We start from the raw sequence: 14,956 nt of genomic DNA on the forward strand, positions 1-14,956 counted from the left end.
TGCTTCTCTACCCAAATCTATCGTCATCGTCCGTGCCATAGCGGTTACCTGATGTAAGAAATATTCTTACGTCCTGGCACATTTTTGTTCAACGATGAATCGGAGTTACATCAGCAATTGCGGGATAAGGCGAAAATCAGGCGTCAAACAAGCGGGCATCGCGCAGCAGATGTTCATTGCCACGACGACGGGTAAAGCCGCTGCGATCAAAAAATTCGAGGATTTGCACCGCAACTTTGCGCCCGGTGCCGAGCTGGTTGCGGAAATCCGCCGCCGAGGTGCTGCCACCGAGCAGGGCGCGCTGGCGGATGAGATCGGCGAAGATCTGGATCTGGTCGCTGCGGTAGTAGCGATCGCGCACGATCGCCGTGATATGCCCCAGGCGTCCGGCGGTGAGTAGCAGGGCGCGCACCTGCTGTTCATCCTGTTGCAGCGCGCTGGCGATATCACGCACCCACAGCGGCTGGTCTGCAAACAGCGGATGTACCTGCAACCACAGCGCTTCCTCCTGCGCATTAAAGCGCGGTTCGAAATCGGGCAGGTGCAGCCAGCCCTGACGCTGTTGAATGCTGCCCTGCGCCAGCGCCTGTTCAGTCAGCGCCACAACTAACTCTGCCGGTGCATGGGGTAGTGCGATGCGGCGCAGGCGATCGTGACCCAGGCCCGGTTGTTCCGGGTGTTGCTGATGAAAACAGGCCAACGCGTCGAGTAGCTGCTGCTGCCAGCGCGTAGCCTGCGTCGGCTGCATCAGCGCAGGCGCCAGACGCACGGGGGCGATGGCGGCCAGCAGGGTTTCCAGCGCCTCGGGCGTGAGCTGGCGCGCCCATGCCAGTTCGCGTTCATCGCCCGGCTGATGATCAAGGTAAGCCGTCACGCTGCCCGCATCATCAGCCGCCTGCGCCAGCTGTTGCAGCCAGGCAAGATAGTCAGGGTGCCGCTTACCGCGCTTTTTGCTGTTCAGCAAAATCACCCGGCCACCCCCCAGCGTATGCTGCGCATTGCTGTCGCGGATGATCAGACGATCGTTGTCCGCCAGCCACAATGGGCTGCTCAGCACCAGTTCGCCAAGCCGATCGCTAAGCGGCGTTAACCGCCCGGTGACGTGGCTGGCGGCATGATGGATATGTACCGGCTGCGAGGCGCTTTTCAGCGGTTGCAGCAGCGTTAACGCCACCGTCAGACGGGTGGTGCCGCTCTCCTGCTGCTGGCTCAGCAGCCAGTCTCCCCGATTGATCTGGGCTTTTTCCACCATACCGGCGATGTTCAGCGCAATACGCTGCCCGGCCTGCGCGCGGCTGACGGATTGATTCTGCGCATGAAGGGCGCGCACGCGCACCGGCTGGTTGACGCCGGTGAGCCACAGGCTGTCGCCGACCTTAACGTCTCCCGCCAGCGCGGTGCCGGTCACCACCAGGCCGGTGCCTTTCAGGGTAAAAGCGCGGTCAATGGCGAGGCGAAAGCGACGCCGGGGATCGAAAGGGGTTTCGCGCAGGCTAAGCAGATGCTGGCGCAGAGGCTCGATACCCTGCTGCGTGGTGGTGCTGGTGATAAAGGGCGGGGCGGAGGGGAAGCCCATTTCCTGCGTAAGCTGCGCCACCTGCTGCTGCACGGCGTGGATGCGTGCGGTATCGACCCGATCCGCTTTTGTCAGTACAACGCTTAACGGCGGCTGCCCGGCCAGGCTAAGCAGTTGCAGATGCTCGCGGGTTTGCGGCATCACGCCATCATCACAGGCCACCACCAGCAGCGCATGATGGATGCCGCCAATCCCCGCCAGCATGTTGGCGAGAAACTTCTCATGGCCCGGCACATCGATAAACCCAATTACCCGGCCATCAGGCTGCGGCCAGTAGGCGTAGCCGAGGTCGATGGTCATTCCCCGGCGTTGTTCTTCCGGCAGCCGGTCGGCGTTGACGCCGGTCAGCGCCTGCAACAGCGCGGTTTTGCCGTGATCGACATGCCCGGCGGTGGCGATAATCATGCGACCAGGGTCCTGATTAAGGCGCTTTCATCGCTGAGACAGCGCAGATCGAGCCACAACTTGCCTTCCTGCAAGCGGCCAAGCACCGGCTGCGGCAGGGCGCGCCAGCGTTGCGCTAAAGCTGTCAGGGTGCCGCCCTGGCCGTCACGCGGACTCAGGGTGATAGCGAAGCTGGGCAGACGCTCAACCGGAAGCGATCCGCTGCCGATTTGCGACGAACAGGGGGCTATCGCCAGTGAAAAATCGTTGCCATAGGCACTTTCCAGCGCAGGCATCAGCCGCTCGGCCTGTTGCAGAATTTCCTGTGGCGGACGAGTCAGCAGGTGCAGGGTGGGGAGCGTCTCGCGCAGTTTTTCCGGGTGACGATAGAGTTGCAGCGTGGCTTCCAGCGCCGCCAGCGTCATTTTATCGACGCGCAGCGCACGCTTCAGCGGATGCTGTTGCAGCTGATTAATCAGCGCTTTTTTGCCGACGATAATGCCGGCCTGCGGCCCGCCCAGCAGCTTGTCGCCGGAAAAACTCACCAGACTGACGCCGTCGGCAATCAGCTGCTGTGGCATCGGCTCGGCGGGTAAACCCCAGGCCGACATATCAATCAGTGAACCGCTGCCGAGATCGGTGATGACCGGCAGCTGATATTCATTGCCCAGCGCCACCAGTTGCGCTTCGGGCACCGCGTGGGTGAAGCCCTGAATCTGGTAGTTGCTGGTGTGAACTTTCATTAACAGGCCGCTATCGTCGCTGATCGCCGCACGATAATCCTTTAAATGGGTGCGATTGGTGGTGCCGACCTCGACCAGACGACAACCCGCCTGGCGCATCACATCGGGAATGCGAAACGCACCGCCAATCTCCACCAGTTCGCCGCGTGAAACGACCACCTCGCGACCGGGGGCCAGGGTAGCGAGCATCAGCAGCACCGCGGCGGCGTTGTTATTGACGATGCAGGCATCCTCCGCGCCGGTCAGTTCACACAGCAGCGCGGCGACGGCGCGATCGCGATGGCCGCGTGCGGCATCATCCAGCGCATACTCCAGTGTCACCGGCTGGCGCAGGCTGGCAGCCACCGCGTCGATGGCGGCAGCGCTTAATTGGGCGCGGCCCAGATTGGTATGCAGCACCGTGCCGGTAAGATTAAACACCGGACGCAGCGCGCTCTGACGCTGCTGCCCGGATCGGCGCAGCGCTTCATCCGGCCAGCTGGCGTGCCAGGCGGGCAACGCCTGGTGCTGCTGAATATGTTCGCGCGCTTCCTGCTGCATAGCACGCAGCTGGCGCGTGGTAAACGCCGTGCCCGCTTCATTGACCAGCGGCTGCAACGCGGGGTCGCGCAGCAGGCTATCGATGGCAGGCAGCTGACTAAACAGGGTTTTCATTGAGCAAAACTTTTAGCTGGAGGGCGGAACGGTACGGGCAAAACTCTCCCGCTGGAACAGGTTCTCCGCCAGTTTGATCAGGGCGGGGCGATTAACGCACCAGTTCGGCACCACGCGACGGAAATTGAGGTAGCCAATCATGCAGCCGGTGGCGATATCGGCCAGATTGAGGGTGTCGTTGTTGAGCAGCTCGCGCTGGGCGGCAGCGGTTTCCAGCGCATCAAGGCCGCGCAGGATTTTTTCCCGCTGGCGCAGCAGCACCTCTTCGGATTGCTGATCTCCCGGACGCATTTGTTCACGCACAATCACCAGCGCCGCATCGCTGACGCCATCGGCCAGTTTTTCCAGCTGGCGGATTTGCAGGGCGCGCAGCCGATCGTCAGGCAGCAGGGCCGGGGCATCGCCACGCAGTTCGATGGCTTCGGCAATCAGTGCCGAATCAAACCAGGTGTGTTTGTTGTCATCGACCAGCGCCGGGACTTTGCCCAGCGGATTGTAGTGCGGCACATGGCTCTCTGCGGTCCACGGCGATTCGTTGACGAATTCGAAGACGATGCCTTTTTCCAGCAGGATCACCGAAATTTTACGCACAAAAGGGCTGGTGTAGCTGCCAATCAGTTTCATCGAACGCCTCCGTGGTTATGTGAAATATGCGTGTGGTGCGGCCATCAATGGCGTTAAATCCCGTGTGTCCATCGTAGGGTCCGGATTTATCCGGACCGTATAAATGGTCGCACGTCAGGTTATGGATTTATCCGGACCGTATAAATGGCCGCAGTTATCACCCTTCGCCCGGAAATAAAAATGGATTCAGGCTGCTGCGGGCAAAACCTTCCTGCTCCATGCGCGCATCCAGCACCAGCGAGGCCAGGTCATCGGCCACCGGTTCCACCGCCGGGTCTTTCTCCTGATACAGCATCTTCAGGTAAGTGCCGCAATCGCCGCAGCTTTCGGCTTTGATTGCCGCCTGCTCGCTATCCAGCGACCAGTAGTGCAAATCACGCGTTTGTTCGCAATTAGAACATTTACTCCGCACCACATACCATTCGCTTTCGCACAGATTGCAATGCAGGTAACGCAAACCCTGATGGCCGACATCCATATGCACCACGCTGGTCACCGGCACGCTGGCGCATACCGGACAGAACTGGCGCTGCTCGCCATATTCAGCGCGCGCTTTGCCCGGAATTAACGCCGCCATCTGCGCCCAGTAAATCGACAGCGCCGCCCAGATAAAGGGCGATTTGTCGTTACTGACCTGGGCGAAGTTGCCCTCAAGCAACGCGCTGGCCAGGGTTTCCAGCTCGGTGGCGGAGGCTTTTTCCAGGTTCTCCAGCACCGCCAGCGCCTGGCCGCTCATCTCCGGCTTCAGCTCGGCGATCAGCGAATGCAGCAGCCGCTGCCAGTGCCCATCGCGGGGATAAGTGTGAATATCCAGCGGCGGAATGCCCTGCTCGGCGGTTTGCACCAGTCGCGCATGAAGATCGAGATGCAGCGGATGGTCATACAGCACGATCTCCTGTGCCTGGGCGATCACCGCGGCAAAACGCAGATAATCGCCGAGCGGATTTTTCGCTGCCAGCTCACGTAAGCGGGCTGCCCGACGGCTATATAAATTTTTCAGCCGGGGGAAAAGTAACGGCGGAATTTTATCCGCCGTATTCTTATCGCCTTTCTCCAGCTGGTCCTGCGGGATAATGCGAATACTCATCAGGGGCGTTTTTCCTGTTGTGTTTGGCGTTGGCGCTGCTCGCGATACCAGCGTGGATGATGTTTCTTCGCCCACGCGGCGGGTACCCAGCCTTCAACCATCGCGGTAATGGTGCCTTTGACCCACAGGGCCGCATAGATATGCACCATGATCACAATGATCAGCGCCACGGCTGAGACCGAATGCACCACCAGCGCGGCGCGAATCAGCGGAATGGAGAAGGCGCCAGCAAAGTACGGTCGCCAAATCACAATTCCACTCACCAGCAGCATGACTAAGCTGATGATAGCAGCCCAGAACACACACTTCTGCCCGAAGTTGTATTTGCCGGTATCGCCGACCTCCTCATTGCGCACGATTTTATGGATGTTCTTCGCCCACAGCAGATCTTCACGATTGATCAGATTTTGCCGCCAATAGCGTAAGAACATGATGAGAAAGGCGGCGAACATGATCACGCCGACAAAGGGATGCAGGATACGCGCCAGCTGCGGCGTACCCAGCACATGCATCAGCCAGTTGAACGAAGGAAAAAAGAAGCCCAGCCCGCTCAACGCGGCGAAGACAAAGCAAAACGCCACAATCCAGTGATTGATGCGTTCCGGCGCGCTGTAGCGCACCAGGCGATCGCGCTTTTTCATCATTTGCGCTCCTCAGGATCGTCGTGCAGATTGTCGTCTTCATCGTCCACCCGGTTTGGCCCGACGCCGACATAGTGAAATATCGACGCGGCGAAGGTGGCGGCAAACCCAATCGCCGCCAGCGGCTTCCAGATGCCTTTCCAGAAGGTGACCGCGTGGCTGATGCTGGGGTTCTCCGGCAAACCGTGGTACAGCTGCGGCTTGTTGGCGTGGTGCAACACATACATCACATGGGTGCCGCCGACACCGGCCGGATCGTACAGGCCGGCGTTGTCATAGCCGCGTGTTTTCAGCTCCTCCACGCGCTCGCCGGCGAGGGTTTGCATATCGGCTTTGCTGCCGAAATGAATCGCCCCGGTCGGACAGGTTTTCACGCAGGCCGGTTCCTGGCCCACGGTGACGCGATCGACGCACAGCGTGCATTTATATACGCGGTTGTCGTCTTTATTGAGGCGCGGCACGTCGAACGGGCAACCGGCGATACAGTAACCGCAGCCGATGCACTGCTCGGACTGAAAATCGACGATGCCATTGGCGTACTGAATAATGGCGCCTTCCGAAGGACACGCCTTCAGGCAGCCGGGATCGGCGCAGTGCATACAGCCATCTTTGCGGATCAGCCACTCCAGTTTGCCGTTCTCCTCCACCTCGGAGAAGCGCATCACCGTCCAGGATTTCGCGGTCAAATCCGCCGGGTTGTCGTACACCCCGACGTTATGACCGACCTCATCGCGGATATCGTTCCATTCCGAACAGGCCACCTGGCAGGCTTTGCAGCCAATGCAGGTGGTGACGTCGATCAGCTTCGCTACCTCCTGCTGATGGTTGCGCGCCTGCGGCGGCGGCGTCACGCCGTTGGTGGCGGAGCGGCGGATAATGTCCTGAGATTGATAAGCCATTGCGTTCTCCTACACCTTCTCGACGTTGACGAGGAACGCCTTAAACTCCGGCGTTTGCGTGTTGGCGTCGCCGACAAACGGCGTCAGGGTATTGGCGATAAAGCCTTTTTTCGCCACCCCCTGATAACCCCAGTGAATCGGAATACCGATGGTATCCACCGTTTTGCCATCCACCTGTAGCGGGCGCAGACGTTTGGTCACCACCGCTTTGGCTTTGATGTAGCCACGGTTCGAACTGACCTTCACCGTGTCGCCCTGCGCAATGCCCAGCTTGCCCGCCAGCACTTCGCCAATCTCCACAAACTGTTCCGGCTGCGCGATGGCGTTCAGCCGCGCGTGTTTGGTCCAGAAGTGGAAATGCTCGGTGAGGCGATAGGTGGTGCCGACATACGGGAACTGCTCCGCTTTGCCCATCGCCGCCAGATCGTCCTTAAACACGCGCGCCGCCGGGTTCGATACCACGTTGGGATGCAGCGGGTTGGTGCCGATCGGCGTTTCAAACGGCTCGTAATGTTCCGGGAACGGACCTTCCGCCATTTTGTCGAGCGCGAACAGGTGGCCCATGCCGTCGGGCTGCATAATAAACGGCCCGACGTTGCTGTCTGGCGCGGCGGTACTGTAGTCCGGGATATCCATTCCGGCCCACTTGCTGCCGTCCCACTTCAGCAACTGACGTCCGGCATCCCACGGCTTGCCTTGCGGGTCAGCCGAGGCTCGGTTGTAGAGGATGCGGCGATTGAGCGGCCACGCCCAGCTCCAGTTCAGCGTGTTGCCGAGACCGGACGGATCGCTATTATCGCGCCGCGCCATCTGGTTGCCGTCTGGCGTCCAGCTGCCTGCGAATATCCAGCAGCCGCTGCTGGTGCTGCCGTCATCTTTCAGCGTGGCAAAGGTGCTGAGCTGCTGGCCTTTTTTCACCAGCACGTTGCCTTTGTCATCGACGATATCCGCCAGCGCCTTGCCGTTGCTCTCCATCGCCACCTCTTCTGACGCCGGATTGTCTGGCGTCTGGTAGTTCCAGGTCATATTCAGCACCGGTTCCGGCGTCGCGCCGCCGTCGCGCGCATACATCTCGCGCAACCGCAGGTAGATACCGGCAAGGATTTCTCCGTCATTGCGCGATTCGCCCGGCCCATCCTGGCCTTTCCAGTGCCACTGCAACCAGCGGCCGGAGTTGACGATCGACCCGTTCTCCTCGGCAAAGCAGGTGGAGGGCAGACGGAATACCTCGGTCTGAATCTGCGCCGGATCGACGTCGTTGAACTCGCCATGATGCTGCCAGAAGGTCGAGGTTTCGGTGTTCAGCGGGTCGATGGTGACGAGGAACTTCAGCTTCGACAGCGAATCGATCACCTTGCGCTTGTTCGGGAAGGAGGCCACCGGGTTGAAGCCCTGGCACAGATAACCGTTCACCTTGCCCTGCGCCATCAGCTCGAAGTACTGCAACACGTCATAGCTGATGTCCCACTTCGGCAGCCAGTCAAAGCCCCAGCTGTTCTCCGCCTGCGCTTTGTCGCCATAGAAGGCTTTCATCATGCTGACGAAGAATTTCGGGTAGTTGCTCCAGTAGTTCACCTGGCCGGGCAGCGCCGCTTTGGGCGTGTTGGCGGCGAGGTAGGTTTGCAGATTGGTTTGCTTCTCGGACGGCAGCGTCATATAGCCCGGCAGGCTTTGCGACAGCAGACCGAGGTCGGTCAGGCCCTGAATATTGGAGTGGCCGCGCAGCGCATTCACGCCGCCGCCCGCCATGCCCATATTGCCGAGCATCAGCTGAATCATCGCCATGGTGCGAATGTTTTGCGCGCCGATGGAGTGCTGGGTCCAGCCGAGGGCATAGAGGAACGAGGTGGTGCGATCGGGCGCGCTGGTCTCGCCAATCAATTCGCAGACGTGCAGGAAATCCGCCTTCGGCGTACCGCAGACGCGCTCGACAATTTCCGGCGTGTAGCGGCTGACATGGTGTTTCAGCAGGTTCCACACGCAGCGTGGATGGCTGAGACTGTCGTCGCGTTTGGCAAAGCCGTCTTCGCCCAGCTCGTAGTTCCAGCTGGTTTTGTCGTATTTGCGGTGATCGGCGTCGTAGCCGCTGAACAGGCCATCTTCGAAGGTAAAATCTTCGCGCACGATCAGGCTGGCGTTGGTGTACGCGCGCACATATTCATGCTGGATTTTGTCGTTTTCCATCAGCCAGCGCAGCACGCCCGAAAGGAAAGCGATATCGGAGCCGGAGCGAATTGGCGTATAGAAATCCGCCACCGATGCGGTGCGCGTAAAGCGCGGATCGATGACAATCAGTTTGGCTTTGTTGAAGATTTTGGCTTCCATCGCCCAGCGGAAACCGACGGGATGCGCTTCAGCCGCATTACCGCCCATCACCACGATCAGGTTGGCATTACGGATGTCGACCCAGTGGTTGGTCATCGCACCGCGACCAAATGTTGGAGCAAGACTTGCTACCGTTGGTCCGTGTCAGACGCGTGCCTGGTTGTCGACCGCCAGCATACCGAGCGATCGGGTCATTTTCTGGGTGAGATACCCGGTTTCATTGCTGGAGGCCGAGGCACACAGCATCCCGGTGGTCAGCCAGCGGTTGACGGTTACGCCATCCGCGTTCTGCGCCACAAAGTGCGCATCACGGTCCGCTTTCATCAGCTTCGCGATGCGAGTGAAGGCATCGTCCCAGCTGATGCGCTGCCAGCGATCAGAACCGGGCGCGCGATATTCCGGGTAGTGCAGGCGGCTGTCGCTATGCACAAAATCGAGCAGGCCCGCGCCTTTCGGGCAGAGCGCTCCGCGGCTGACCGGATGATCCGGATCGCCTTCAATGTGGAAGATAGTCTCTTTGGCGTTTCTCGCGCCATCGCCGAGGCTGTACATCAACAGGCCACAGCCGACTGAGCAGTAGGTGCAGGTATTACGGGTCTCACGGGCGCGCAATAACTTATATTGTCGCGTTTCCGCCAGCGCGGTCTCGGGGGTAAAGCCGAGCAGCGCAGCCGTTGTCCCTGCCATACCGCCCGCGCAGATTTTGAAGAATTTTCTTCTGCTGACGTTCATGGAGGATAATCCTTGATTCGACATTGCTACATTTAATGTTTTGCGGAGCGTTGGGCGGCGTTCACAATGACCCAACGAAGAATGTGAGTATAGCGGCTAAATAATACCACTGCTTTTGTAAGGTTGCTGCGGAGAGCGAAGAAAGTGAAAGGCAAAGGGCAGGAAAGTCAGATTAATGTGAGTGAGATCTCAGGCGCCCGCCAGGCGCAGGTGTGGCAGCGACGCGATATCACCCATGCGCAACCTGACTGGCTGGCGCAGGAAGTGCCGGTGGCGCTGGTGTACAACGGGGTTTCCCATGTGGTGATGATGGCGACGCCTAACGATCTGGCAGCCTTTGCCCTCGGCTTCTCTCTGTCTGAAGGCATCATCGATGCGCCACAGGAGATTTATGGCCTGGATGTGGTGCCAGGCTGCAACGGCATCGAAGTGCAAATTGAACTCTCCAGCCGTCGTTTTATGGCGCTGAAAGCGCAACGGCGCGCGATGGCGGGGCGGACCGGCTGCGGCGTATGCGGCGTGGAGCAGCTGGAGCAAATCGGCAAGCCAATTACGCCGTTGCCCTTTACTCAGACCTTCGACCTCAACCATCTGGATGCGGGCTTAGCGCGTCTGCGCGACTTCCAGCCGGTGGGCGAACTGACCGGTTGCACCCACGCGGCGGCGTGGATGTCGCCTGACGGTGAACTGCGCGGCGGTTGTGAAGATGTGGGACGTCATGTGGCGCTGGATAAGCTGCTGGGCTATCGCAGCAAGGCCGACTGGCAGCAGGGCGCCGTGCTGGTCTCCAGTCGCGCCAGTTATGAAATGGTGCAGAAGTCGGCGATGTGCGGCGTGGAGATCCTGTTTGCGGTGTCGGCGGCAACCCAGCTGGCAGTGGAGGTGGCCGAGCGCAGCAACCTGACGCTGGTTGGTTTCAGCAAACCTGGGCGCGCCACCATCTATACCCATCCGCAGCGGCTGCGTTAAACCACCTGCACCTTCGGCAACGCCTGTTGCAGGGCGCTGAGCGCTCCCGCTTTTGCCTGGCCTGCGTCGCAAATCAGCAAATCTACCTCGGCAATCGGCGCGTACTGGGTGCGGCTCACCACGCCGAGTTTGCTGTGATCCGCCAGCAGAATGGTGCGGCTGGCCTGCTGCACCATGGCGCGCGCAATCGCCGCTTCGTGGGGATGAAAGCTGGTGGCGCCTTGCTTCGCTTCAATCCCCACCGGGGAGAGCAGTGCCACGTCTGCCCGATAGCGATAGATCTCGCCCACCGTCATTTCGCCACGCGTCTGCTGCGCACCGGCGCTCATCATGCCGCCGAGCAAAATCACCTGATTATTCAGCGTTTCATGTTCTTCGGCGGCGCTTAACGCCAGCGCGGCTTGCAGGCTATTGGTAATGATGGTCAGCCCGGACATGGTGCGCAGTTCTTCCGCCAGCATGGTGGTGGTGGTGCCGGAATCGAGAAACAGCGTCTGGCCCGGTTGCAGATGCTGCACCGCAGCGGCCGCGATGGCGCGTTTCTCTTTGGCCTGCGCGCTGCGACGTACGCGCAGCGGCGGCTCCGGCTGGCTATCCACGGCCACTAAGCCACCGTGTACCCGCCGCGCCAGTCCCTGCGCTTCCAGTTCGATAATGTCGCGTCGCGCCGTTTCCCGCGAAATGCCCAGCTCTTTGATGATGCGCTCGGTGCTGATCTGATGATGGGTGGTCAGCAGCGCGCGAATGCGGTGTAAACGGGTTTCCTGCAACATGACATTTCCCTGTAGCGAGTTCAGCGTGGGCCTAAGCTTACCTGAGCGTCATCGTTCCGTCATGTGTATTTGGTTGTATTTGTGTATTTGGTTGCATTTCTCCGCAAAACCGGCATGATGTCATCAGACGGTTATTAATCATGCACCCCTTTCACCTTCGCAACGGGAGTTACCATGGCCACACGTTCCACCATCATGGATACCAACAGTTTTCGTGCTGAGCACGCCGACGGTCTGGATGCCGATACGCGCCAGCTGACGGATAAACGCAGCAAAGTGCTGGGCGAGTCATATCGCCTGTTCTACCGTAAGCCGGTCCATCTGGTACGCGGTGAAGGGCAGTATCTGTGGGACGCCGCAGGGAATAAATATCTTGATGTGTATAACAACGTGGCGAGTATCGGGCACTGCCATCCGGCCGTGATTGAGGCGGTGAACCAGCAGATGAAGATGCTGAACACCCACACCCGTTATCTGCATGAACGTATCCTGGATTACAGCGAAGAACTGCTGGCGACCACGCCGGATGCGATCGATCGCGCAATGTATATGTGCACCGGCTCCGAAGCCAATGACCTGGCGATCCGCGTGGCGCGCGCTTTTAGCGGCGGCACCGGGATTATCGTGTCGCAGGAGGCTTATCACGGCACCAGCGATCTGACCTCCGGTGCTTCCCCGGCGCTCGGTACCGGCCAGCCGCTGGCGCCGACCACGCGTCTGGTCCCACCGCCGGATCACTACCGCGTTAATGCCCCGGATCTTGGCGAGTGGTTTGCCAATGAAATCCAGAAGCAAATCGACGATATGAAAGCGCACGGCATCAAGTTTGCCGGCTTCCTTGCTGATTCGATTTTCTCCTCCGACGGCGTGCTGCCGAATCCGCGCGGCTTCCTGCAGAAAGCGGTGGATGTGGTCCATGCCAACGGCGGTATCTTTATCGCCGACGAAGTGCAGCCTGGCTTTGCGCGTACTGGCGATGCGTTCTGGGGTTTTGCCCGTCACGGCGTGGTGCCGGATGTGGTGACCACCGGCAAACCGATGGGCAACGGCATTCCGGTGTCTGGCCTGCTGGCGAAAAGCGATGTGCTGGCGGCGTTCAGTGACGAGATCCCTTACTTCAACACCTTTGGCGGCAACCCGGTGGCGATGGCCGCCGCGCAGGCGGTGCTGAAAGTGATCAAAGAAGAAGGTTTGCAGGAGCACAGCCGTGTGGTGGGGGCGAAGTTGCAGGCGGAGCTGACGAAACTGATGGATCGCCATGAAGCGATTGGCGATGTGCGTGGCGCCGGTCTGTTTATCGGCTTCGAACTGGTCGCCGATCGCAGCAGCAAAACGCCGGATAAGGCGCTGGCGCTGGATTTGATCGAGAAACTGCGTGACCACCACGTACTGACCTCGGTGGCCGGTCCATACGGTAACGTGCTGAAACTGCGCCCGCCGTTGGCGTTCCAGGAAAGCGATATCGACTGGCTGGTGGGCGCGCTGGATAAGTCGCTGACCGAGTTAGGCCGCTAATCCGTTATTGCACCCCGGCCCTCTCCCTCATGGGAGGCGGCCGGGGTGAGGGTCTCAGACAATGCCATAACCGCGCGATAACTCGCGCGCTACGTTCAGCTTCCTCACCCTTCGTGCTCTCCTTTTGCCAGATTCATCAAATCCTTATCATTACTAAGGCATTGATAACCCTTTTCCGGATCATGAATTTAACTATAATGATCCGACTGCTTACGCGGCACGCCAGCGAGGTTGTGCTGCTCAAACACTAATGGAGAGGAAGAACATGAGTTACTCACTGCCATCCCTGCCTTACGCATACGACGCACTGGAACCGCACTTCGACAAGCAGACGATGGAAATCCATCACACTAAACACCACCAGACCTACGTTAACAACGCGAACGCAGCGCTGGAAGGCACCGAATTCGCTGACCTGCCGGTTGACGAACTGATCACCAAACTGGATCAGCTGCCAGCAGACAAAAAAGGCCCACTGCGTAACAACGCAGGCGGTCACGCTAACCACAGCCTGTTCTGGAAAGGTCTGAAAACCGGCACCACCCTGCAAGGCGACCTGAAAGCCGCTATCGAAAAAGATTTCGGCAGCGTGGAAAAATTCCAGGAAGAGTTTGAGAAAGCCGCTGCGACCCGTTTCGGTTCTGGCTGGGCGTGGCTGGTGAAAAAAGGCGACAAACTGGCTGTGGTTTCTACCGCTAACCAGGACAACCCGCTGATGGGCGAAGCGATCGCTGGCGTCTCTGGCTTCCCGATCATTGGTCTGGATGTGTGGGAACACGCTTACTACCTGAAGTATCAGAACAAACGTCCTGATTACATCAAAGCGTTCTGGAACGTTGTGAACTGGGACGAAGCGGCTGCACGTTTCGCTTCTGCGAAGTAAGCCTTAGCTTAACCCAGCCTTAACCGGTGAGCTTTTTCACCGGTTTTTTTTAAACAAATTCTAAACAATCCTTTTATTCCCGCCGCTGGACCGATCGCCCGCTGCTGTATTAACCTGTCGTTGATAATTTGGGGCATATAGTGTCGCTAATTTATCCTGCATAGCTAAAAATAACCATGTCTACGATAATGACAACTGAGACGAATAATGATTCGTCAGCATCGCTTTTTCTGCAATTAATTAGCGGAAAGTTTGTGCCAAATAAATTATGGCGTAGCAAAAGTTTCCGCCTTAAATTTGCTTTAAGATCGCTTATTTATCCTGTTACCACGCGTCGTTACCTGCATCAGCTGGCGGCATTGCCGCAGCTGCCACAAATGTTGACGACACAGGGGTTGCTGCCTGCTAAACCGCACCGTCCTTATCTGCGGGCAGGTTTCAGCGTGGCCCAGCGGGCGCAGGCGATCCTCGATCACTACAGTCTGATGTCGACGCTGGAAAATGCCCGGCTGCGTCAACTGCTGCAAAGCCCTGGCGATAATTTACTGGCCAGCTTTACCGGGAAAAATGACGAGGCTTTTATCATTCAATGCTGTCCGGGTCGCTTTGATCGCGAAGGCGAAATTACGCTGGAATTACGCTATGAGCAAAAATTAATTGCTTCGCTTTCATTTTCTATCATTAATGAAAACCAGCAGCGAAATTTATTAATTGGGGGATTGCAGGGACCACGCAAACATATTTCCAATGACGTGATTCGCGATGCCACTAAAGCCGCTCACGGCTTATTTCCCAAGCGTCTGCTGATGGAAGCAGTATTTATTCTGGCTGAGCAGTGCGGCGTGCAAAGCATTAGCGCGGTGGGCGACAGCACCCATGTTTTCCGCAGCCTGCGTTATCGTCACAGCAAAGGCGATCACTTCTTTGCCAGCTACAGTGAATTCTGGCTGTCGCTGGGCGCGGAAGCGCGCGCGGATGGGTTGTTTACTCTGCCGTTGCAGATGGCGCGTAAGTCACTGGAAGAGATTGCCAGCAAGAAGCGTGCGGAGTATCGCCGCCGCTATGAGTTGCTGGATAACCTGACGCAGCAGGTGCTGCGTGCGGCAGGGAACGAGGTAGTACGCGACGTCTCTCACGCCGCGTAAGGGAGC

General features: G+C 58.8%; 12 protein-coding genes. 4 read left to right on the plus strand and 8 right to left on the minus strand.

From position 1 onward, the window contains the following. Positions 1-136: 136 nt before the first annotated feature. From selB to fdnG, 7 genes are all read right to left on the minus strand, one after another. Positions 137-1,981 carry a selenocysteine-specific translation elongation factor gene (gene selB / locus AC6I8V_RS00435; RefSeq protein ID WP_497843997.1) on the minus strand — a complete coding sequence of 615 codons (1,845 nt, stop codon included), beginning with the start codon at positions 1,979-1,981 and terminating at the stop codon, positions 137-139. Next, positions 1,978-3,357, minus strand: a complete 1,380-nt coding sequence (gene selA / locus AC6I8V_RS00440) for an L-seryl-tRNA(Sec) selenium transferase (RefSeq protein ID WP_497843998.1) — start codon at positions 3,355-3,357, stop codon at positions 1,978-1,980. The genes selB and selA overlap by 4 nt, the downstream gene beginning before the upstream one ends. Before the next feature lie 12 nt (positions 3,358-3,369). Next, positions 3,370-3,981, minus strand: a complete 612-nt coding sequence (locus tag AC6I8V_RS00445) for a glutathione S-transferase (protein ID WP_497843999.1) — start codon at positions 3,979-3,981, stop codon at positions 3,370-3,372. 157 nt (positions 3,982-4,138) lie between these two features. Next, the gene (gene fdhE, locus AC6I8V_RS00450) at positions 4,139-5,068 is read right to left on the minus strand and encodes a formate dehydrogenase accessory protein FdhE (protein ID WP_497844000.1); all 930 of its coding nucleotides are present in this window, start codon (positions 5,066-5,068) and stop codon (positions 4,139-4,141) included. Next, positions 5,068-5,709: a formate dehydrogenase cytochrome b556 subunit gene (gene fdoI, locus AC6I8V_RS00455; RefSeq protein ID WP_497845897.1), complete on the minus strand. Its 642-nt coding sequence runs from the start codon at positions 5,707-5,709 to the stop codon at positions 5,068-5,070. The genes fdhE and fdoI overlap by 1 nt, the downstream gene beginning before the upstream one ends. Continuing rightward, positions 5,709-6,608 (minus strand): formate dehydrogenase subunit beta, encoded by a 900-nt coding sequence (gene fdxH, locus AC6I8V_RS00460; RefSeq protein ID WP_497844001.1) that lies wholly within the window; start codon positions 6,606-6,608, stop codon positions 5,709-5,711. The genes fdoI and fdxH overlap by 1 nt, the downstream gene beginning before the upstream one ends. Positions 6,609-6,617: 9 nt before the next feature. Next, the gene (gene fdnG, locus AC6I8V_RS00465) at positions 6,618-9,665 is read right to left on the minus strand and encodes a formate dehydrogenase-N subunit alpha (RefSeq protein WP_497844002.1); all 3,048 of its coding nucleotides are present in this window, start codon (positions 9,663-9,665) and stop codon (positions 6,618-6,620) included. Positions 9,666-9,842: 177 nt separating this feature from the next. Between fdnG and fdhD the strand changes: the two genes are divergently transcribed. Then, entirely contained in the window at positions 9,843-10,634 is a 792-nt protein-coding gene (fdhD, locus tag AC6I8V_RS00470) for a formate dehydrogenase accessory sulfurtransferase FdhD (protein WP_497844003.1), read from the plus strand. Here fdhD and AC6I8V_RS00475 read toward each other — a convergent pair. Beyond that, positions 10,631-11,407, minus strand: coding sequence for a DeoR/GlpR family DNA-binding transcription regulator (locus tag AC6I8V_RS00475; protein WP_497844004.1), 777 nt, complete (start codon positions 11,405-11,407; stop codon positions 10,631-10,633). The two genes, fdhD and AC6I8V_RS00475, sit on opposite strands and share 4 nt — an antisense overlap. Before the next feature lie 174 nt (positions 11,408-11,581). Between AC6I8V_RS00475 and AC6I8V_RS00480 the strand changes: the two genes are divergently transcribed. From AC6I8V_RS00480 to AC6I8V_RS00490, 3 genes are all read left to right on the plus strand, one after another. Beyond that, entirely contained in the window at positions 11,582-12,922 is a 1,341-nt protein-coding gene (locus AC6I8V_RS00480; protein ID WP_497844005.1) for an aspartate aminotransferase family protein, read from the plus strand. Positions 12,923-13,187: 265 nt separating this feature from the next. Then, positions 13,188-13,805, plus strand: coding sequence for a superoxide dismutase [Mn] (gene sodA / locus AC6I8V_RS00485; protein WP_325971146.1), 618 nt, complete (start codon positions 13,188-13,190; stop codon positions 13,803-13,805). Positions 13,806-13,981: 176 nt separating this feature from the next. After that, positions 13,982-14,950, plus strand: a complete 969-nt coding sequence (locus tag AC6I8V_RS00490) for a VirK/YbjX family protein (protein ID WP_497844006.1) — start codon at positions 13,982-13,984, stop codon at positions 14,948-14,950. The last annotated feature ends 6 nt before the right edge of the window (positions 14,951-14,956 follow it).

Source organism: Pantoea sp. X-Soil-TKNS-1207 (assembly GCF_059730485.1).